Genomic DNA, 19,466 nt, shown 5'->3' with positions numbered 1-19,466 from the left:
CACCTCCATCATTCTATTTCGGCAGTTCATGTATGATTTGCGATTGTAATGACAAACATTACGATGATGAATACAGTAACCAATACTGGAAATACAGCATCAGCTAGTTTCATTCGCTCGACAAACGTACCATCGTCACCCTCTTCCATCATCGTGATACGCTGATCTAATTCCTTGAACAAATCCCGAACAAACGGATCATGATGTGTATGGATGTGTCTTAACAAATAATCGTTGTGAGGCATATCCCCACCTCCTCCAGTAATTTTCTACGTGTTCTCAATATGCAAGTTCCATGCCATTCAATTGGTAGTTATTACACCGCGATTTGTATGAATTCTTTATTAATTCTGTATTTAACTTTGAATAAACGCATTCAGGATTGAATACTGCTTTCATTTACCAAGGTCGCATCCCGTAACAAAAAGGGACGAACCAATATTTATCGGTCCATCCCTATCTAACAGTCTTCAATTGTCACATGCGGCCGATCCATTCGGCTACCTGTCAGGCGATAATCTGCAACTCCTTTATCATTGCCCCCATAAGTACATCAGGGTGCGGTTGATCACCACGGCCAGTCCGTAGATCCAGGCTAAACCAGGCTTCCCGGCGGTGAACAGAGCAACAGCCGGTAACCCGAAGACAACCAACTCCAGGAGCAGATGCAACGGCGCAGACAACTGCACCGACGCACCGGGGGCACCGAACGTGGCCCAAACCACCGCAATTAACAGTGGAGCGCCGAAGCCCAATCCGATCTTCACGATCAGTCCTCTTCCGGTCCGGAAACCCCAGTAACCCAGCGCGGCTAGGGCGCACAGTTCCAAGAGAAACCGTAAAGCCAAGTTGGCAGTTTGAATCACGAACAAAAAAAATTCATGTTTACCTCCTTCCCCCTTCATTCAGATCTTGAATTGGGGTTTGCATTTTGCTTCATCGTGTGGATTCCTGCAATAAAGGTATCGATCAGCAGACGAAGGCTCACATCAAGATCAAGAGGAAGTCCAAATCCCCCACTCTGTTCGAGCAAAGCGAAGCCGTGGAGAATGCTGCGAAGACCACGCGTAGCGTGGAGCTGTTCCATACCGTAGATGGCAAGGTTTTTACGCAAGCCGTGCAAACCGTCCACATGATTGTATAAAGAAGGGGGACGTATCCTGAGTTTTTTGGCCAATGAGGCCAATGTTACTTCATCGAGGCCATATGTGTCGGCAATTTCTGTGTCGGCTTGTAAGATAGTATGCAAATCAAGACCGATTCTTGGGGACATGTCAGTTGCTCCTTTGCTGTTGAATACGTTCGAGATTCTGTTCGGCTTCGGCAATGGCGCGCTCTATAGCAGTTCCCGGTTGTTTCATCATTTGTCCGTGCCCAACGGACAGCAATGAAGGGCGGTACCCCCACAGTTTGCGTGCACTGTCCAGCGCAGCCTGCTTATTCCATGTGGCCATAGCAGGGAATGGAAACCACAGCCGAAGTTGTCCCGCTACCGCAATACCTCCCTTTGTCTGAAAGGCGTCACCGGCGATTAAGGCGTTGTTGCGTGTGTCGAGAAATGCCATCGAACCAGGCGTATGTCCCGGTGTGGACACAGCAAGCAGTGAACCGATCCGATCTCCCTCTTGGAGGAAAATGTCCGCCCGCGTATTTAGTTTTTTGCGTACTCCGCCGCGAATTGGGGTATCCGGTTCGTTCGGGTCTAAGGTGCGGTCTCCCGCCATCAACCGGGCATCCGGGCTGGAAATATGGACGGGAACATCCGGAAGAACCTGTTTAAGTGCGTCAAGGCCACCAACATGATCCTCGTGGGCATGGGTCAGAAGAATCCGTGTAATCGGTTTTCCGATCTGGCCGGCCGCCTGCAGAATTCCCTTCGAACTGTAAGGCAGTGCAGTATCAACCAGAGTCAACTCGTCTTCTTCCACATTAGTTTTTTAAGCAAATTTTTCCTTCCGTAAGGGGAAACGATCAAGCGATATTCCCAGCTGATCACGCTCGGCAGGGTACAAACCCCGGAGGACATTGCCAACTTTGTATCCTATCTTGCTTCCAGTGACTCTGATTATATGACTGATCAATCGGTGATGATCGACGGCGATATTCTCTTCTCATGACGACAATATAACGGGGATAACTAAACAAGAAAGCCGGTTCTCTAAAATGAAAGAGTACCGGCTTTTGCATTTCTATTTCCTATCCTCAAGCGTCCTTGAATGAGCTTATTCTCTGGGACTCACTAAAATTATCACATGATTCTTTTCCTTCACTAACGTTTCAAATCCGCCTTCGATAATCTCGTTCATGCCGATTTTCTTTGTTATCAATTCGTCAGCCTTGATGGTTCCGCTCGCAAGTTGATCAATGCGCTTCATACATCGGACGCATCAAGATCTCCATAATACGGCTTTTTGGATTCTGATCCAGGACAAAACGAACTGCCTTCACGATATCTTCAGCATCGAGAAACTCATTCATCCGTGGATCTCCCTCAGTGCGACCAGTACCAATCGCAAAATGGGTATGGATGCCACCCGGACAAACATTGGTCACCTTGATCCCGAAGGGGCGCAGTTCCTGGTCGAGCGCCTGACCAAATCCGACTTGGGCAAATTTGGTGGCACAATAGATGCTCTCCTGCGGAAGTCCTTTTATCCCGGCCACGGACGCGATATTGATGATGTTCCCCTGCCGGCGTTCCTTTAAATGCGGCACGACATAATAAGTGTAAAGAAACGTACTGCGCATATTGCTGTTCATCATGTCATCATAATCGGCAACCGTCAACTCGTCGAGCGGTCCGTATTTTCCCATGCCAGCGTTGTTGATCAAAACATCAACCTGACCGAATTGTTTTAAAACCTCCTGCACAATCTCTTGTGCCAGATGTTCATCAGCAGCATCTCCTGCCCGAAAGATTACGCGGGCAGAAGATGCTCCCAGTTCATTGACAAGTGAAGTCAAATCCGATTCGGAACGGGTGATCATCCCAAGATTGTACCCGTCTTCATATAACGCTTTGGCAAGTGCCCGGCCGACACCTTTGCCGACTCCTGTAATGACCGCCACTTTACTCATTCTCAATCTTCTCCTTTATAAAAATACGGTATCGAATTACCCGATTCGCCACTCTTCCGGCAAATCAATCACAGGTTGCAAACTCTCCCACCCTGCCGCAATCCGCTCCTGAACCGCTTTCCAGGGAATGATCCCTGTCACCGCATCCGGTTCCTCTACACTGCTGTCCACATAGGACAGAACATCTCGCAAAATGCGCCTCCAATCGTCTTTGCCGGAATCTCTTTCAGGATCGGGCATCGCCATATCCAAAGAAGTCGTCAATCCCAACTGCTTGACCTTTTTAAAGATTTTTTTCAATTCGATTCCCTCATGGATGAACAATCGCTTCATCAACGGCGGGTATCCCAAGTGAAACAGGCGGGCGCCATGCAATTCGGAATACCGGACATCGTCCGCACAAAACGTATCGTTCGCACCCGGATTATGCAAGAAAATACGGTCCGTGCCAGGCGGATTGAGAACGATCGAATAGGAGATCTCAACATTCTGTGCAACAATCATCCCTTCCGTCAAACGAGAGTCATATCCGCGAATCACATCGAGTATCACTGTGCCGAATAGATTATCGCCGACTTTCCCCATCAGGCCGGTCGACACACCAAGGCGGTGCAATACCAGGCCAGTATTGGATACGGGGCCTCCGGTTGAAATTATCGCCATACCTGTTTCAATGAGAGACCCCGGTCGGAACAACATGCCGCTCGCGTCCGATCTTGCGTAGATCGTCGGAATGATCTCAAGGCAAATGTGGCCGTCAACGACCACTTCCGGTGAACGGTTCATATGGCTCGATCCTCCTTCAAGAACCGGTCCGTCGCATAAAAACGCCTATTTCCCGGAACGGGTTTCCGCCATAGAAACCGTCCGGCCTAGGGATACCGTCTGGCCAGACCGTTGGGATTCCAACGCAGCGGTAAACAGTTGATGGGTGAAAGCGGCTTCATTCGGTGCAATAGAGGCGCCTGTCCGGGACTCAGTTGGATCGCATCGGGATTCGCCTAGACGATCATCTGAACCGTTTTTTTCATATCCTCAATCCCGGACAGAAAACTCATTTCATTGAAAAAACCGTGGTCGATCGCTACGTCAAAACATTTGCCGTCTTTTGCAAACAAACGGTTCAGTCGCGGCTGAATCGAAGGCATGGAAAATCACTCCCCGATTACCGGAATCCGCTTAATGGCCGGATCTGTAAAAATGTCGTACTCATCGCGGTTGGTGCTGGAAAACTCTGAGACGATCGTCCCTTCCTCACTCGCCTGGAACCAATGTTTTGTGTGCGGTGGGATCGTGTATTGCTCTCCCGGCTTTAACACAAACTCGTGGCGAACCGTATAACAGGCTTCTTTTCCTTCCGGAATCACACTCTGGATCTCCGGTGAAGCGGGACCTTCCACATACAGATAAACCGTGCCGTACCTGCAGCGGAACGTTTCTTGCTTGCCTTCTTCCCCGTTTACATCGGGATGCAGGTGTTCCGGACAGGTCTGCCGCGGGAACAGCACGAGTTCTTTTGCGCAATAACGGTCTGTATTCACATAGGTGATCAGTTGCAACCCTTCCACTTCAAGGTTTTCCAGGCCAAAATCAGCAACTTCGACCGCTTCCTGTTCTTCCGGAGTCAGGACGATTCCCGCTTTTTGCAAAAATTGCAAGGTTCTGTCCCGCATCTCTGCATATTGTTTGCGTGTCAACATTGACGATTCCTCCTCAAATTCCCATCAAATGTTCGAGCACGTACATTTCAAGGCCTTCGTAATCTCGGTCGGCAAGAAATTCTTTTTCCTTTTCCCGATCATAGGAACGGACTTTTTCTATCAGATGCAAAAACAGTTTTTTGCTGTTTGCCAGATGTTTCACGGATAGCTCCTGCGGTTGCGTTCGCATCGCCTTCACGTCCAGTCCCAAAAACTCTCCGTTTTTTCCGTATCCATACTCTTCGAGCACACGAACCTGGTTGAACGCACGCCTCAAATTGTCGTCGGCAAACGCCTTGTCCTGATCGTACTTCAGTCCGTTTAGGCCATTTCATCGGACGGATCGAGACCTGCCAGAATGCAATGGGCGGTTTCGATCAAGCCGCCGACGCGCTTCTCGTCAATGGTTCGATAGGCCAGAGCGATTGCGAGCCCGATCGTTGGAATGTAATCGTGATCCATCGGTTCATTCGGTTTCGGTTCGATCAGGATGCGGATTTCCTTGTCATAGGCCAACAGTTTATAGATTGCCTCGACGATTAAATTCACCGATTCCCGCGCGTTCTTGGCCTCCCGGATGTACGTTCCTTCACGGGCAAGCCACAACACCAGTTTGTTGGTTCCCATTTCGCGCGCGATATCAATCGACTGGTGAATCGCTTATTCCCTTTCCGCCTTACAGTTGGAAGTGAAGGCCCCGTCAATCGTGCTCGGACTTTCCCACAATCTTGGCGCCACCATTTCTGTTTCCATTCCCAAATCATCCAACATGAGCCGGACTTCCCGCGCGAGCATAATTACTTGCTCATAAGAAAGATGGTCGATGTCGGGGACTATGTCATCGTCATGGAACTGGACGCCTGCAACCCCCAACTCCCGGTAAAAAGCCAATTTTTGCCGGAAGTCAAAAGGCTTTCGTACGGGCGGTCCGAAGGGATCGGCTCCCTCATGGATATTCCACGGACCGAACGAAAAACGGTATTGCGGGTTTACTTGATCGGACATGCAATACCCTCCTCTCAATACTGTTGCTTTTCTAACTCAGACAGACGATGAAACTGGTTTTGCAAGACTCCGTACATCTGACGGTAAATTTTGTAATACTCATCGTACCGTTGCAGCCGTTCCGGGTTCGGCAGAATCCTGTCTTCCGTCCGGATGAAATTTTCACAGGCTTCCTCAACACTCGGGTATAACCCGGCTCCTTCACCTGCCAACAAGGCAGCTCCATATGCGGGCCCTTCATCCACCGCCAACGATACCACTTCAATTCCCATGATATCGGCAATGATCTGTCTCCATACTTTCGACTTAGCACCTCCACCTGTAACGCGAATCTCAGAAAGCGGTATTTGCAGCTGCTTCATAATCTCAAGTGAATCCCGCAACGCAAACGCGACACCTTCCAGTACGGCACGTGTCATGGCTGCCTTGTCATGCCGCAGCGTCATTCCTATGAATGCCCCTCTAGCATCGGGATCTGCATAAGGTGTTCTTTCCCCCAGCAGATAGGGAAGAAACAGCAGGCCGTTTGAGCCGGGCGGAACGGTATCGGCCGCTTCGCACATCACATCATACACACTGCGTCCGCTCTGCTTTGCGATCTGTTCTTCCTGCTGACCCACATTGGTTCTCCACCACTTCAAACATTCGGCTGCAGAAAGGATTACACCCATCGTATGCCATTTGCCTGCAACGGCATGGCAGAAGGAATGCAACCTGTTTTCTATATCGACAAGCGGTTGGTCGCTGTGTGCAAAAACTACGCCCGAGGTACCCAACGACACAAGAACTCTGCCTGTCTTGACCACGCCGGTACCGACTGCGCCCGCAGCATTGTCACCGCCGCCTCCAACCACCGGAACCCCTTTTTTTAAGCCCAATCGGTCCGCAACCTCCGAAGTGATGACTGAGCTCACAAAGTGAGATTCATGGGCGGCAGGCATCCAGTCTGCAGGAATGTCCAATACATCGAACATCTCTTTTGACCACGTCCGCCGAACAACATCAAACAGCAGGGTACCGGAAGCGTCCGACACTTCAGTCGCAAGTTCACCCGTCAATCGGAAGCGGATGTAATCTTTCGGTAACAGGATGTGTCTGATATGCCGATAGATTTCAGGTTCATGTTTTTTGACCCATAAAATTTTCGGGGCCGTAAAGCCAGTTAATGGCCGATTTGCGACCCATCGGTTCCACTTTTCCGGTCCGACATTCTTTTCTATCCATTCGCACTCTGCGGCTGTCCGTTGGTCACACCACAAAATCGCCGGTCGCAGAACCTGTTTGTTCTCATCAAGAAACACGGAGCCATGCATTTGGCCGGACAGCCCGATTCCCTCAATCTGCCTGGGATCAACGCCGCTTTTCTTGAACAAGCCGTCCAGCGCGGCAACGGTTGCGTACCACCAGACTTTCGGGTTCTGTTCCGCCCATCCAGGAAAAGGTTGTTCAAGCGGATAACCGGCAGTTTCACTGCCGATCATCCGTCCTTCCTGATCTACCAGGATCGTCTTTACGGAAGAAGTGCCAAGATCAATCCCCAGCAAATATTTCATCTATTACTCTCCGTTTCTGCGAGCCAGCAATTCTTTCACATACCGCTCGTTCAATCCGATCACTTCAAACACTACCTGATAAGCGCGCACCGCATTTTTCTGCTGTTTCGCTTCATAGAGTGCCTCGTGGTTGATTTTGCGCGCCAGATCATCAATAAATTCCCATTGAATCACGCTTTGTTTGACCGCTTCCACCTGGTCTTCCGTGTACGGATACAGGTCGAAACCGATTCGCTCCCCGTGGTTGCCGTAACCGACATCCTGCAGTTCTTTTGCCAGTTCCAAAGTTTCCATAAAACGCAATGCACCGACCATGTTGTCATCGTCAAAATCGCCCCAACCGCTGTTGCCATGCTGGTGACCCAATTTGCCTTCCATCGCAAGCAAACGCGCGTATTCGGCAAGGTTTTCTCCGTTCATGATCAGATGCTGCCAGTCCATGTTGACGAGCAGATTCGAGGTGTCGACCCCGTGCTCCTTTACCTTTTGGATCGTAAACAGCGTCATGCCGATTGAACGCATCGCAATTTTCATCGCAGGTTCACTGTTTTTGTGTTCCAAAAAGATTTTTACGCCGTATTTTTTCGCATGCTCGGTTATCTCTGCAATCGCATCAACGAACCATGTCCACATGTCGGCATAGTTGGTCATAAAGGGATAGTTGTATCCCTCGGCACCGGGCCAGATGATGAAATGCGATTTCAGGGATGCCGCCATATCAATGCCCGCTTTGACAATCGAAACGGCTTCCTGCCGAATCTTTTTGTCAGGGTTGATGAACGAACCCAACGCAAATTTCGGATTCACGTGATTCCCGGCCGCAAGGGCATAGATGTCTTTGCCTTGCGACTTTAATACCTGTTGAATCGCTTCCGCGTTTTTCTCGTTGATTTCACCCGGGTAGTGGTATTCAAATCCGTCGATCCACGGACCCAGTCCTTTTGCCACCCGTTCCGTCTTTGCCACCATGTCTTCTTCGATCACTTCCGGATGGTAACCGGTCGGCACAAATCTGGTCGCATTCGGTCCGAATGCCCAAATGCCCACACTGTTTTTCACTCGCTTACTCATCAATTGCCACCTCTTCTCCCGTTTTGATTGCTTGCAGAACCGCATCGATCACTTTCATGTTTTTCAATGTGTTTTCTCCCGAGTATTCCGGTTGTTGGCCGCTTAAAACACAATTGGAAAAATGTTCCACCTCTTGTTGATACTGATTTGCCACGATTGCGATTTCTTTTTTGGCAAGTTCCTGATGAATCTCGATGATCCCCCGTCCGCCATGGATGTCTGGCCGGAATGCCTGGGGAACCCGAATCGTTCCTTTTGTGCCGACAACTTCATATTCGTTGCGCATCGCCATATTAAAACTGCAGTCAAAAATCGCGTGAATCCCGTTGGCAAAATTCAGGATCGCCCTTGCGTCCGTATCGACACCGTTTTCGATTTCGCCAAAAGCACGCACGCTGACAGGTTCGCGTCCGAGGATGTAACGGATCGAGTTGATGCAGTAGCATCCGATGTCATACACCGCTCCCCCGCCCATTTCGGAAGCGAGACGGATATTTCCCTCCCGGTTTTCCATGAAAAAGGAAAAACTGGCCCGCATCAGTTTGACACCACCAATCACGCCGTCCTGTATCAAATCTTTCACTTTTTGGTGCTGCGGGTGGAAACGATACATGAACGCCTCCATGAAGAGCACGTTACTTTTGCCACATTCATCCAGTATTTCTCGAACCTCACGGGTATTTAACGCTGCCGGTTTTTCGCATAACACGTGTTTTTTTGCCCGCGCCGCCTGACTCGTCCATTCACGGTGCAAATGGTTCGGCAGTGGAATGTACACTGCATCTATCTCCGAATCGTCCAGCAACGATTGATAGCTGTCATAGAATTTGGGAATTTCCAGACGTTCGGCGGCACTTTGCGCCTGCCCGCTGCCGCTTGCAATCGCAACCACTTCCGCGTTGACGGCCCGGTGAATGGCAGGAATCAATTGTTCGCAGGCAATGTTGGCAGTGCTAAGGACACCCCATCTCACTTTACGACTCATTAGTTTTCCTCCTCGTTAGTAAGAATTTATTAAGCCACCTTCCCGGATTTCTTCCGGTTTTGGCTGTAGATGTCGATCCAAACGGCCAGGACCAGGATCGCTCCTTTGGTAATCTGTTGCCAGAAGGATTCGACGTTCATAATGCTCATCCCGTTATCCAGGGAAGCCATTACGAGAGCTCCGATAATGACACCGCTGATTTTTCCGCGTCCCCCCATCAAACTGGTGCCGCCGATCACACAGGCCGCGATTGCGTCCAACTCATACATGGTACCGGAACTGATCGTTGCCGCATTCAATCGGGCCACCTGCATGATGCCGGCAATCGAGGCCATCGTCGCACTTAGAACAAACACCATCAATGTACGCCTCTTGATGTTGATCCCTGAAAGTCTTGCAGCCTCGTTGTTGCCGCCGATCGCATAAATGTGCCGACCGAACGTTGTCTTATTGGCCAGGAAGGTAAAAATCACCGCGAAGATGATGACCAACAGGAATGGAAAAGGTACGCCTTTATAACTACTCATGAGAAAGATAAAAATAAAGGTCAGTGCAATAAAAAAGACTGCTTTCCCCGTGTCAATCAGAGGCGAACCCACTTCAAACCCATACTTGATACGGGAACGGCGTGCATTCCATAATCCGTAGAGTAGGGCCGCGGCGATAACAATGCCGAGAAACAATCCCACTCCCTGAGGCAAATACGACTGGCCGATCGTCCGGAAACTTTCCTGCATCGGTGCAACGGTTTGTCCCTTTGTAATACCGGTCAGAATCCCTCGAAACGCCATCATTCCACCGAGAGTGACGATAAACGCCGGGACTGAACGATAAGCGACCCACCAACCTTGGATCAAGCCGATCAGTACACCAGCGAGGATGGTTACAATCACCACCGACCATGTCGGCCATTTGGCCCATACCTGCAAAATTGCGGCAAGCCCTCCGGTCAGCCCGACAATCGAACCGACGGACAAATCAATATGTCCCGCTACAATCACCAATAACATCCCGATCGCCAACACAGCCGTAACCGACATTTGAACAAACAGATTTGATAAATTTCGAGAGGTTAAAAAGAAATCACTCATGAAAGAAAACAGAACCCAGATCCCGATCAGTGCAAAAATCATTGTGTAGGAACGGATATCGATTGAAGCGATCCACCGGTTCCACAACGCCCCTGGACCGTTGGAAGCAACCTTGTCTGTTTTCATGTTTGCTTGCATGTCATTTCCCCCCTGTCGCTTTTTGCATGATTTTTTCTTGTGTCGCTTCCCCACGAATGAATTGGGCGTTAATCCTGCCTTCATGCATCACCAAGATCCGGTCACTCATGCCGATCACTTCGGGAAGCTCGGAAGAAATCAGAATAATTGCCACGCCTTGCTTGGCTAGTTCGTTGATAATCTGGTAAATCTCATATTTTGCGCCCACATCGATTCCACGGGTGGGTTCGTCGAGAATCAACACTTTCGGCCGGGTCATCAGCGACTTGGCCAATACCACCTTCTGCTGGTTCCCGCCGCTCAGAGTTCCCGCAACCGTTTCAACCGAAGGTGTTTTGATACGAAGTTGGCTCACATAGTCCAGGCTCTGCCTGATCTCGGCATTGGCCTGAATAACGCCTCTGCTTGAAACCTGGTTCAAACTCGAGAGCGTAATGTTGGACTTGATGTCCAAATTGAGCACGAGTCCGAAGCGTTTCCGATCCTCCGTCACCAGCGCGATTCCGGCACGAATCGCATCATTCGCGGAACGAATCTGCACAGGCTGTCCGTCCACCGTGACCCTGCCATGTCCTTTAACGAGATATTCACCAAACAGGCTCATCGCAAGTTCCGTCCGCCCCGATCCCATCAAACCGGCGATACCAAGAATTTCACCTGCCCGCACTTCGAATTCCAACTGATCAATCAAATTCGTTTCGGGTTGATCGGGGTCCGGAACAGAAAAATCCTCCACTTTCAATACGACATCTCCAATTTCATGATCAAGCGGCGGAAACCGGTTTGTCAGTTCACGACCGACCATCAAGGCAATCATTTTGTCTTCATTCAGATCCCCTGCCGGATGAGTCGCAATCGTTTGACCATCCCGTAATACGGTGATCGAATCGGCAATCTGAAACACTTCATTTAATTTGTGTGAAATATAAATGCAAGTAACACCTTCCCGCTTCAACTGCTTCAGGATATCGAGCAACCCTTCGACTTCTGTTTCGGTCAATGCGGCAGTCGGCTCATCCAGAATCAGAATATCGGCCCGTTTTGACAACGCTTTAGCGATTTCGACCAACTGCTGTTTGCCAATGCCCAATTGACCGATTGCCGTCCGCGGGTCAACATTTTTTAATCCCACGCGTTCCAGCCACTTCCGGGCTTCGGCATAAGTGGCATTCCAATTTAAAATTCCTCCGCTTGCAATTTCATTGCCAAGAAAAATATTTTCCGCCACCGGCAATTCTTTTACGAGTGCGAGTTCTTGATAAATAATTGCAATTCCCGAACGTTCCGCATCCTCGATCGAATGAAAACAACGTTCCTGTCCATGTATCCGAATGGTGCCGTCGTATGTCCCATATGGATAAAACCCGCTGAGGATTTTCATCAGTGTCGATTTTCCGGCGCCGTTTTCGCCACAGATCGCATGGATTTCCCCTTTCGCCACCTGGAATGTGACGCGATCAAGCGCTTTGACACCCGGAAATTCCTTGGTAATGCCTTCCATTTCAAGCGCAAATCGACTCAAGTTTTCACCCCCAATGCGTCGGATCAGAAACGAAAGGAGAGGCAACCGGTTGCTGCCTCTATCCTTTCGATCCAAGACCAATCAGTTATTTTTTGTAAATGTCTTCTTTCTTATGGAATCCGTCAGCAATAACCGTTTGTTCGATATTATCCTTTGTGACCGCAATCGGATCCAAGAGGATGGACGGAACATCAATCTTCCCGTTATTCAGCTTCTTGTCCGCTTGCACTTTTTCGCCTTTACCCATTTGTACCGCGAGTTCAGCAGCTTTTTCAGCAAGCTTTTTCAGCGGCTTGTAAACCGTCATAGTCTGAGTTCCCTTAACAATTCTTTGCAAAGCGGCCAATTCGGCATCCTGCCCGGAAACCGGGACTTTGCCTGCCAATCCTTGTGCGGTCAAAGCCTGGATCGCTCCGCCCGCAGTTCCATCGTTCGCAGCGATAACAGCGTCAATCTTGTTGTTGTTCGCTGTCAATGCGTTTTCCATATTCTTCAAAGCGTTGTTCGGTTGCCAATCTTTCGTCCATTGATCATAGACAATCTTGATGTCGCCTTTGTCAATCAGCGGTTGCAACACTTTCATTTGCCCTTTCTTAAAAAGATGGGCATTGTTGTCGGTGTCGGCACCTTCAATCAGAGCATAATTTCCTTTTGGCACGAGTTTCGTAATCACTTGTGCCTGCATTTCGCCGACCCGTTCGTTGTCGAACGAAATATACAGATCGACGTCGGAATTGGTTATCAGGCGGTCATAAGCCATAACCGGAATTTTCGCCGCCTTTGCCTTATCAACAATTGCGGCAGCTGCACTTGCGTTGTTTGGGATTACCACCAGTACGTCGACACCTTGGCTGATCAGGTTTTCCGCCTGCGAAACTTGTTTTGCGTCATCCAGGTCTGCAGCTTGTACCTTCACGTCTGCCCCCAGGGCTTTAGCTATGGCTACGAAACTGTCGCGGTCCCGCTGCCATCTTTCTTCCTGCAATGTGGCCATCGACAAACCAATTGTGATTTTTTTGTCCTTTGGCTTGTCTGAAGATGATCCTCCCGATGAGCTTGTTGAGTTTGATCCACCTCCGCACGCGGCAAGAGAGAAGGAAAGAACAACAGTCGACACTGCCGCAATCCACTTTCTCCAATTTCTCATTGGACTGCCCCCTTTTTCCATAATTCAGATTTGTTAGCGCTTTCATTATAAACATAGCATCTCTTTTCAAAGAAAAGGGGAACGAATATCTGCATTTGTTTGTGATCTGCAAGGACTTTTTTGTGGTTGTGACCCTGCCGCTTTTTTGTGGGTGTCCCGGCCCCTGTCGAAAGTAGCATTTTTTTGCGGTTCGATCGAAAGCGAATTAACAAAAAAAGCCTCTGCCGTTCACAACGGAGAAGCCTTTTTGGCGGTTTATGAAGTTGTATTATTTTTGTTCCCGGTAGGAACGGGGAGATCTCCCGGTAACTTTTTTGAATATCCTGGTAAAATAATTGGGATCGTTATAACCTACCGAATAGGCGACTTCTTTAACCGACTCTCCTTTGCCGAGCCGTTTTTTCGCTTCTTCAATCCGAATCTGTGTCAAAACATCAATATACGTAATTCCGTAAATTTCTTTAAACAACCGGCTGAAGTAGCTTGGACTCAATCTGACATAGGAGGCCACATCCTCCAGTCGAATGTCTTGTGTATAGCGATCCTGAATATAGTTCATCGCCATCACCGCCAATTGCTTGGAACGGTCCTTATTGATCTCTGCCCAATGCTTCGTAAGATGACGAAGGTAATCTTCCAACTGTGTTTCCATGACCGTCCAGTCCCCGGACCAGGATTGAACCGGGGGGATTGTCCGAACATCATGAAAAACATGTCCGATAACTGCGACAAACGACAGCAAGGCGTCCCGAACGTTTGTTAACCGGTTACCCGATTGTCTGCGCATCGCTTCCAGCATCAACGCATAAATTTGAAAAACTTCCGTTTCATTTCCTTCTTTGATTTTTTCGATGATTTGGCGTGTAAAACCATCAATCGAAACAACTAACCGCTGTTGTTGAGCGGCATACTCCTCATAAAATCCGACCGTTTGCTCTTCATTCATGCAATGCCTTGTCAACAGGGCTTCCCGGTAGGATTCGGCAAGACGTGTATAATCATCTACGACTCGGCCAACGGTAAGATGAAACGCCTGACCGGGTGCAAGTTTGGCACATTTTTGCGCCAGTAAATCAACCTCGGAACGTAGGGAAGCGGAATTGCTTGACGTCCCCGCCGGTTTCCAAACAATAACGGGCATACAACCGTCCCGGCACGAACCGACCCACACCCTGTCCCATGATTTCAATAACTCGTACAAAGATTGATCGAAGTCTTGCGGCTTTTTAAACCATATTGTCAGGACATACCCTGCCGGTAAACGTTCCGGTAACTGTTTTGCAAGATTGGCAGTCGGGGCTGATGCCGTATCAAACAGCAATTCTCTCACAAGTTCCTTCTCGACCAGAGGTGTCATCGCCGCAACCTGCTCAAGCAATTCAAGCCTTTCTTGACGGGAGGAACGTTCCTGTTCGATTTCACGCAATACCCGTCGAACACTTTCGACGATCACTTCTTTTTTGCTTGGTTTTAAAATATAATCTTTGACCCCCAGTTTGATTGCTTCCCGCGCGTAATTAAATGTGTCGTAGGCCGATACCAGAATGAAACGGACATGCGGATGTCGCAGTTGAATTTCATGAATCGTCTCGAGTCCGTTAATGCCGGGCATTTTGATGTCCATCGTGATGATATCCGGGTGACACTGTTCAGCCAGTAAAATCGCCTGTCTGCCGTTGGCTGCTTCTCCGACCACTTGCAGCTCAGGAATGTGTTGTTTCAGAATCTGCTGAAGAGCGATTCTTTCAATCGGTTCGTCATCACAGATCATGACTTTCATCTTGATTCGACCTCTTTCCTTTTTGCGGTTGGAAATTGCAAACGAATCAACGTGCCTGCCCCCACTTGTGATTCTATTGCCCATGTGACTTCCTCACCATAAAACAAGGCGAGCCGTTTCAAAACATTGTGAACCCCGAGTCCGGTCGAATGGCCTTGCGGAATCCTGGTTTGTTCCAGCGACAGCAGTTGCGTCTTCACTTCTTCCGACATGCCTTTTCCGTTGTCCTGTACCTCAATCGTGCAGTGTTGTGTGTTGCAGTATATGCGGACAACGATTTTGCCTCCCTCTTCCAGATCGTCTATACCGTGGATGAACGCGTTTTCAACCAGTGGCTGCAATGTCAGGTTGGGAATCGGCAAATTAAGGCAGGCATCGTCCACAACTACCTCTGTCTGAATACGGCTGCCAAACCTTTTTTTCTGGATGTAAAAATAGTTCTGAACATGTTCAGCTTCTTCCGAAACAGTAACGGCCTGATTCAGCTTGCGCAAACTGTAACGCAACATGGACGAGACCGAGTTGATCAACTCGCTGATTTCTTCCGCACCCTCCAAATAGGCCATTTTTGAGATCGTATTCAATGTGTTGAACAAAAAATGAGGATTGATCTGGCTTTGCAAGCTTTTCAGTTCGGCTTCCTGCAACAGCCTTTTGATTTCAGCCCGTTCCTGAATCGTCCGGAGATGTTCCTGCAGATTGCCTTTCATCACATTAAAAGCATGAGCCAGGATTTGCATTTCATCTCGGGATGTGACTTGAACATCCTCGCCGGAAAAATCCCCCTGGCCGATTCGTTTCGCTTCATGTTCCAGAAGCCGGATTGGCCTTGTGATGCTTTGCGCAAACACAATCATTACCAAAGTGGTCATCAGGATGGACGTAATTAAAAGTGCGATCATGAACCGGCGATAATAATTGTTTTTCGTTTTCAACTGTTCATACAGCATTTGGTATTGCGTAAGTGTACTATCAATCAGATTGAGTGTGGACTCTTTAATGAATTTGGCAATCGCCGCCATTTCCCCGTAATGGGACGTGTACTCTTCAATCCGGTCCAGTTTGTAATTCTTCAGGAAAGCATCAGCCTGTTCGAGAAAATTGTTCAACATATTATCATAGTTCCTGACGGTCAGAAAATTGGTTTCCGCTTCAATCGAATCCAATTGCGTCTTTTTCTTCTCCAGTTGCTGATAAGTAAGCAGGAATTGCGATTCCGTTTCCTGAGTCGGGTGATTCATATAATTCGTCATTGTAGTCATCATCTGATTGGTGTCCCAAGAAATTTCGTTCAGCAGCAGGAGTTGCTGAATAATGCGGTCATATTGATTTAACGTTTTTTCCTTGCTGGAAATAATAAAGACGGAAACGCCGCTCAACAAAACAATTACGCTTGTGAAAAACAACAGAAGTTTAATATGAATGCGTATGCTTACTTCACTCCCCTTGCCTTTAAATCGCCGCCAACCAGTTCGGTAGAGGTGAAAATTTTGGTGTCGGTGTAATACAATGGTTCAATCTGTTTGCCCCGGATCGCGTTGATCATTTGTCCTACACTGTCATATCCCATCCGGTAAGGTTCTTGCACGACCGTCGCCGCAATCACGCCTTTTTTCATCCATTCGGTCGTCTCTGGCAGATCGTCAAACGCAAGAATATAAATGTCATTTCTGCCCCGATTCGACACCACTTGGGCCATTGCCATTCCGTCCAATGCGCTTGCCCCAAACAAAGCGGTAATTTCGGGATGCCCGTTCAGAAGTGTTACGGTCTTTTCAACGGCACGGACCCGGCTGATATTCGATGATTCCACGGCAACAATCTGCATACCGGGTTCATCTCGAATTGCATCCCGAAAACCTTTGATCCGGTGAATCATGTTAGAGACTTCGAAGCTGCCGGTGATAATTCCGATCTTGGCCTTGCCGTTTGTGGCTTTTGCCATGTATTTCCCGGCTTTATACCCAGCCATATAATTGTTGGTTCCGATATAAGTGAGGCGCTTGGACGTACTGGCATCTGTATCCACTGTGATCACCGGGATTCCCCGTTTGATCGCTTTATCGATCACCGGTTGGAACTTGGCTTCATCCAAACCTTGTGTCAGAATGCCATCCACCTTGCTGGCAATCGCTTTTTCGATCAAATGAATATGCTCCTCCATATCGGCTTCGACAGGGCCTAGAAATTCAATGGCCACGTTGTTGTTGCGAGCCGCATCCTCCGCACCTTGCAAAATCAGTTTCCAATAAGGGTTATTAATATCCTGGGCAATCAGGACAAAGTGATAATCCGGTTCCCGTTGGGGTTTGTTTTGAACGGCAGTTTCCTTTAGAGACAGAATTTTATAAGCATAGTACACAGTTGGAATCAGGGACACAAACAACAATCCGCTGAGAAGCGCAATCACAATCTTCTGTTTCAGAGAATGATTCACCCCTTCTTTTCTTCCAACCAATATTAATTGTTTTATAATTGTCCAACTCTACTGAATAATAGTTATTTTACAAAAAAATCGCCGAGAAGTATAGTTTCCCAATTTTGGACGCTTCTCGGCGCTCGCTCTTAATAATTTTTGGCTTGGAGTTGATCCAACCTTTTAAATTCATACCCCTTCTGTCTGGCATCATCAATGATTTTTCCCAAAGCCTCTGCGTTGTCCCGGGAAACAGAGTGAAGCAGAATCACCGCACCCGGATGAAGTTGTGCCATCACCTTCTCGTATGCATACTGCCATCCCTTTTGCTGCTTGGTATCCCAGTCTTTGTAAGCGATTGACCAAAAAACGTTGGTATACCCAATTTCCTTGCTATAGGCCAGTGTTCGCTCACTAAAGATGCCTCTTGGCGCGCGTAAATAGTGCATCTCTTTTTGTCCAGTAAGCTCTGAAACTTCCTGCTTGACTTTGTCCAATTCTTCTTTGATCCTGTCATTGGGAATACGGCTCATATCAGGATGGCTCCACGAGTGGTTCCCGATCAGATGTCCTTCATCCACCATTCGTTTCAGCAACTCAGGCTGATCTTTGATGTATTGCCCCGTAACGAAAAAGACGGCGGGAACCTTTTTTTCCTTTAAGACATCCAGAATTTTAACGGTATACCCATTCTCATAACCATTGTCAAAAGTCAAAAACAGCTCTTTCTTTGTCGTATCCCCCAAAAAGATGGCACCGTGTTTCTTCAGAATCTCTTGAAATCCCTCTTGTGCAATGGAAGGCAGTTCACCATTTTTGCTTTTCTTAAAACCGAAATGAAATGGAACATCCATCGGGACAGCAACAGAATTCGTCCATGGTAACAAACAGAGCAGTGCTGCCAAAACAATTGAGAAGATCGAATAACGTTTCATACGCTGTCACTCCTGTATGCAGAATTTCTCAAACTTACTGTCACCTGTGTAATATTCCACCATGCACAAATCTTTACAACACGGGAAAATCAATAAAACAATCTAAAGAACTTTTGGTGATTTCTGAGGAGGGCTGAATGCGGTGCGGTGGTCGTTTCCTTTACGCTGCCATTCCGTCATGCGGCAGATAAGAGACAATGGCTTCGAGGTTTCCGGATAATTTGTATCTGCCCAGGGTTCTTGGCAACAACAGATGGTCCCCTTTTGTCAACGTCATGTCTCCGTCCATCCAATCCAGTCTTCCGGACCCGGAAAGAACCGAAAGAAGCAGGAAACTTTCCTTCGATGTCGTTTCAAAAGTGCCCTGAAGATCCCATTTTTCAACTGAAAAATAGGGGCCCTCAAGATAACGGGTTGCCTGCAATTGTCCGAACTTTAAAACTTTAAGAAAGATCTGCGGTTTGGCAAACGGAACTGTAGTTACCTTCAGGACTTTGTCAATATGCAGTTCCCTTTTGCGGCCCAACTCATCGACCCGATCATAGTCGTAAGCCCGGTATGTGGCATCGGAGCTTTGTTGCGTCTCGAGAACGACAATCCCCCGTCCAAGGGCGTGAATGGTGCCGCTTGGAATATAGAAGAAGTCGCCGGTCCGGACCGGAACTCTGTCTAACAAATCCTCCCATCTGCCGCTCTCAATGATTTCAGCCAATTCTTCCCTGGTTTCGGCCCTGTGACCATAAACGATTTCCGCATCAGGTTCCGCGTGGACAATATACCAGCACTCAGTCTTTCCCATTTCCCCATTCTCGTGGACAGCGGCAAATTCATCATCCGGATGCACCTGCACTGACAAATCGTCTTCCGCGTCCAACAGTTTCACCAGAATCGGGAACCGTTCCAGTCGGTGTTTGGAAAACCATTCCGGATGTTCGCTTGAAAGAAACTGTAGGGTCTCCCCTTGATAAAAGCCGTTTGCAATGATACTCCGGCCATTGGGGTGGTCCGATATCACCCAAGCTTCACCAGTCTTGTCACTGGGAAT

Annotated in this window: 23 protein-coding genes and 1 pseudogene; 1 reads left to right on the top strand and 23 read right to left on the bottom strand. The window is 48.4% G+C overall.

Annotated elements, in window-relative coordinates:
* Window positions 1-26 precede the first annotated feature (26 nt).
* From EFBL_RS18035 to EFBL_RS18020, 4 genes and pseudogenes are all read right to left on the bottom strand, one after another.
* Entirely contained in the window at window positions 27-245 is a 219-nt protein-coding gene (locus EFBL_RS18035) for a hypothetical protein (RefSeq protein ID WP_096183756.1), read from the bottom strand.
* Between the two features lie 288 nt (window positions 246-533).
* The gene (locus EFBL_RS18030) at window positions 534-905 is read right to left on the bottom strand and encodes a YrdB family protein (protein WP_231705876.1); all 372 of its coding nucleotides are present in this window, start codon (window positions 903-905) and stop codon (window positions 534-536) included.
* Window positions 902-1,273, bottom strand: coding sequence for a TetR-like C-terminal domain-containing protein (locus EFBL_RS18025; protein WP_096183754.1), 372 nt, complete (start codon window positions 1,271-1,273; stop codon window positions 902-904). The genes EFBL_RS18030 and EFBL_RS18025 overlap by 4 nt, the downstream gene beginning before the upstream one ends.
* Before the next feature lies 1 nt (window position 1,274).
* Window positions 1,275-1,925, bottom strand: a pseudogene (locus tag EFBL_RS18020) (MBL fold metallo-hydrolase); the annotation flags it as partial.
* 45 nt (window positions 1,926-1,970) lie between these two features.
* On the opposite strand from EFBL_RS18020, the gene EFBL_RS21720 reads away from it, so the two are divergent.
* Window positions 1,971-2,117 carry an SDR family oxidoreductase gene (locus EFBL_RS21720; RefSeq protein WP_096184179.1) on the top strand — a complete coding sequence of 49 codons (147 nt, stop codon included), beginning with the start codon at window positions 1,971-1,973 and terminating at the stop codon, window positions 2,115-2,117.
* 105 nt (window positions 2,118-2,222) lie between these two features.
* Here EFBL_RS21720 and EFBL_RS20760 read toward each other — a convergent pair whose 3' ends face one another.
* The 19 genes from EFBL_RS20760 to manA form a co-directional block, all read right to left on the bottom strand.
* Window positions 2,223-2,375, bottom strand: a complete 153-nt coding sequence (locus EFBL_RS20760; protein WP_165912486.1) for a hypothetical protein — start codon at window positions 2,373-2,375, stop codon at window positions 2,223-2,225.
* The gene (locus EFBL_RS18010; protein WP_096183750.1) at window positions 2,362-3,078 is read right to left on the bottom strand and encodes an SDR family oxidoreductase; all 717 of its coding nucleotides are present in this window, start codon (window positions 3,076-3,078) and stop codon (window positions 2,362-2,364) included. The genes EFBL_RS20760 and EFBL_RS18010 overlap by 14 nt, the downstream gene beginning before the upstream one ends.
* Window positions 3,079-3,114: 36 nt before the next feature.
* Window positions 3,115-3,864 carry a carbohydrate kinase family protein gene (locus EFBL_RS18005; protein WP_096183748.1) on the bottom strand — a complete coding sequence of 250 codons (750 nt, stop codon included), beginning with the start codon at window positions 3,862-3,864 and terminating at the stop codon, window positions 3,115-3,117.
* A 215-nt stretch (window positions 3,865-4,079) separates the two neighbouring features.
* Window positions 4,080-4,226: a hypothetical protein gene (locus tag EFBL_RS18000; protein WP_207907562.1), complete on the bottom strand. Its 147-nt coding sequence runs from the start codon at window positions 4,224-4,226 to the stop codon at window positions 4,080-4,082.
* A gap of 6 nt (window positions 4,227-4,232) precedes the next feature.
* Window positions 4,233-4,778 carry a D-lyxose/D-mannose family sugar isomerase gene (locus tag EFBL_RS17995; RefSeq protein WP_096183746.1) on the bottom strand — a complete coding sequence of 182 codons (546 nt, stop codon included), beginning with the start codon at window positions 4,776-4,778 and terminating at the stop codon, window positions 4,233-4,235.
* Window positions 4,779-4,791: 13 nt separating this feature from the next.
* Entirely contained in the window at window positions 4,792-5,055 is a 264-nt protein-coding gene (locus tag EFBL_RS21000; protein ID WP_207907563.1) for a hypothetical protein, read from the bottom strand.
* A 44-nt stretch (window positions 5,056-5,099) separates the two neighbouring features.
* On the bottom strand, window positions 5,100-5,423 hold the full coding sequence (locus EFBL_RS20995) for an apurinic/apyrimidinic endonuclease family protein (RefSeq protein WP_269432719.1): 324 nt from the start codon (window positions 5,421-5,423) through the stop codon (window positions 5,100-5,102).
* A 15-nt stretch (window positions 5,424-5,438) separates the two neighbouring features.
* Window positions 5,439-5,783, bottom strand: coding sequence for an apurinic/apyrimidinic endonuclease family protein (locus tag EFBL_RS20990; RefSeq protein ID WP_207907565.1), 345 nt, complete (start codon window positions 5,781-5,783; stop codon window positions 5,439-5,441).
* A gap of 14 nt (window positions 5,784-5,797) precedes the next feature.
* On the bottom strand, window positions 5,798-7,336 hold the full coding sequence (gene xylB / locus EFBL_RS17985; RefSeq protein WP_096183744.1) for a xylulokinase: 1,539 nt from the start codon (window positions 7,334-7,336) through the stop codon (window positions 5,798-5,800).
* A gap of 3 nt (window positions 7,337-7,339) precedes the next feature.
* Entirely contained in the window at window positions 7,340-8,407 is a 1,068-nt protein-coding gene (locus EFBL_RS17980) for a sugar phosphate isomerase/epimerase family protein (RefSeq protein WP_096183742.1), read from the bottom strand.
* Window positions 8,400-9,392, bottom strand: coding sequence for a Gfo/Idh/MocA family protein (locus EFBL_RS17975; RefSeq protein ID WP_096183740.1), 993 nt, complete (start codon window positions 9,390-9,392; stop codon window positions 8,400-8,402). Before EFBL_RS17975 ends, EFBL_RS17980 begins: the two co-directional genes overlap by 8 nt.
* A gap of 29 nt (window positions 9,393-9,421) precedes the next feature.
* On the bottom strand, window positions 9,422-10,609 hold the full coding sequence (locus EFBL_RS17970) for a sugar ABC transporter permease (RefSeq protein WP_096184177.1): 1,188 nt from the start codon (window positions 10,607-10,609) through the stop codon (window positions 9,422-9,424).
* A gap of 13 nt (window positions 10,610-10,622) precedes the next feature.
* The gene (locus tag EFBL_RS17965) at window positions 10,623-12,122 is read right to left on the bottom strand and encodes a xylose ABC transporter ATP-binding protein (protein WP_269432718.1); all 1,500 of its coding nucleotides are present in this window, start codon (window positions 12,120-12,122) and stop codon (window positions 10,623-10,625) included.
* 106 nt (window positions 12,123-12,228) lie between these two features.
* Window positions 12,229-13,290, bottom strand: a complete 1,062-nt coding sequence (gene xylF, locus EFBL_RS17960) for a D-xylose ABC transporter substrate-binding protein (protein ID WP_096183736.1) — start codon at window positions 13,288-13,290, stop codon at window positions 12,229-12,231.
* Window positions 13,291-13,558: 268 nt separating this feature from the next.
* Window positions 13,559-15,070 (bottom strand): response regulator, encoded by a 1,512-nt coding sequence (locus EFBL_RS17950; RefSeq protein WP_165912487.1) that lies wholly within the window; start codon window positions 15,068-15,070, stop codon window positions 13,559-13,561.
* The gene (locus EFBL_RS17945; protein ID WP_165912488.1) at window positions 15,067-16,452 is read right to left on the bottom strand and encodes a sensor histidine kinase; all 1,386 of its coding nucleotides are present in this window, start codon (window positions 16,450-16,452) and stop codon (window positions 15,067-15,069) included. Before EFBL_RS17945 ends, EFBL_RS17950 begins: the two co-directional genes overlap by 4 nt.
* A gap of 50 nt (window positions 16,453-16,502) precedes the next feature.
* Window positions 16,503-17,507, bottom strand: coding sequence for a sugar-binding protein (locus tag EFBL_RS17940; RefSeq protein ID WP_231705874.1), 1,005 nt, complete (start codon window positions 17,505-17,507; stop codon window positions 16,503-16,505).
* A 128-nt stretch (window positions 17,508-17,635) separates the two neighbouring features.
* Complete coding sequence (gene pdaA, locus EFBL_RS17935; protein WP_096183728.1) at window positions 17,636-18,421, bottom strand: delta-lactam-biosynthetic de-N-acetylase; 786 nt, start codon at window positions 18,419-18,421, stop codon at window positions 17,636-17,638.
* A gap of 160 nt (window positions 18,422-18,581) precedes the next feature.
* Window positions 18,582-19,466 (bottom strand): mannose-6-phosphate isomerase, class I (gene manA / locus EFBL_RS17930; RefSeq protein WP_231705873.1); only part of this gene is annotated, 885 nt, incomplete at its 5' end.

Origin of the sequence: Effusibacillus lacus, from assembly GCF_002335525.1 — a bacterium.
Classification (GTDB): domain Bacteria; phylum Bacillota; class Bacilli; order Tumebacillales; family Effusibacillaceae; genus Effusibacillus; species Effusibacillus lacus.
The sequence above is the reverse complement of the archived record's forward strand: the minus strand, read 5'-3'. Positions and strand labels throughout refer to the sequence as shown.

Bases quoted from the DNA above. Each gene is read 5' to 3' on its own strand.
- EFBL_RS18035 (WP_096183756.1), bottom strand. From the start codon at position 245: ATGCCTCACAACGATTATTTGTTAAGACACATCCATACACATCATGAT.
- EFBL_RS18030 (WP_231705876.1), bottom strand. From the start codon at position 905: ATGAAGGGGGAAGGAGGTAAACATGAATTTTTTTTGTTCGTGATTCAA.
- EFBL_RS18025 (WP_096183754.1), bottom strand. From the start codon at position 1,273: ATGTCCCCAAGAATCGGTCTTGATTTGCATACTATCTTACAAGCCGAC.
- EFBL_RS20760 (WP_165912486.1), bottom strand. From the start codon at position 2,375: ATGAAGCGCATTGATCAACTTGCGAGCGGAACCATCAAGGCTGACGAA.
- EFBL_RS18010 (WP_096183750.1), bottom strand. From the start codon at position 3,078: ATGAGTAAAGTGGCGGTCATTACAGGAGTCGGCAAAGGTGTCGGCCGG.
- EFBL_RS18005 (WP_096183748.1), bottom strand. From the start codon at position 3,864: ATGAACCGTTCACCGGAAGTGGTCGTTGACGGCCACATTTGCCTTGAG.
- EFBL_RS18000 (WP_207907562.1), bottom strand. From the start codon at position 4,226: ATGCCTTCGATTCAGCCGCGACTGAACCGTTTGTTTGCAAAAGACGGC.
- EFBL_RS17995 (WP_096183746.1), bottom strand. From the start codon at position 4,778: ATGTTGACACGCAAACAATATGCAGAGATGCGGGACAGAACCTTGCAA.
- EFBL_RS20990 (WP_207907565.1), bottom strand. From the start codon at position 5,783: ATGTCCGATCAAGTAAACCCGCAATACCGTTTTTCGTTCGGTCCGTGG.
- xylB (WP_096183744.1), bottom strand. From the start codon at position 7,336: ATGAAATATTTGCTGGGGATTGATCTTGGCACTTCTTCCGTAAAGACG.
- EFBL_RS17980 (WP_096183742.1), bottom strand. From the start codon at position 8,407: ATGAGTAAGCGAGTGAAAAACAGTGTGGGCATTTGGGCATTCGGACCG.
- EFBL_RS17975 (WP_096183740.1), bottom strand. From the start codon at position 9,392: ATGAGTCGTAAAGTGAGATGGGGTGTCCTTAGCACTGCCAACATTGCC.
- EFBL_RS17970 (WP_096184177.1), bottom strand. From the start codon at position 10,609: ATGAAAACAGACAAGGTTGCTTCCAACGGTCCAGGGGCGTTGTGGAAC.
- EFBL_RS17965 (WP_269432718.1), bottom strand. From the start codon at position 12,122: ATGGAAGGCATTACCAAGGAATTTCCGGGTGTCAAAGCGCTTGATCGC.
- xylF (WP_096183736.1), bottom strand. From the start codon at position 13,290: ATGAGAAATTGGAGAAAGTGGATTGCGGCAGTGTCGACTGTTGTTCTT.
- EFBL_RS17950 (WP_165912487.1), bottom strand. From the start codon at position 15,070: ATGAAAGTCATGATCTGTGATGACGAACCGATTGAAAGAATCGCTCTT.
- pdaA (WP_096183728.1), bottom strand. From the start codon at position 18,421: ATGAAACGTTATTCGATCTTCTCAATTGTTTTGGCAGCACTGCTCTGT.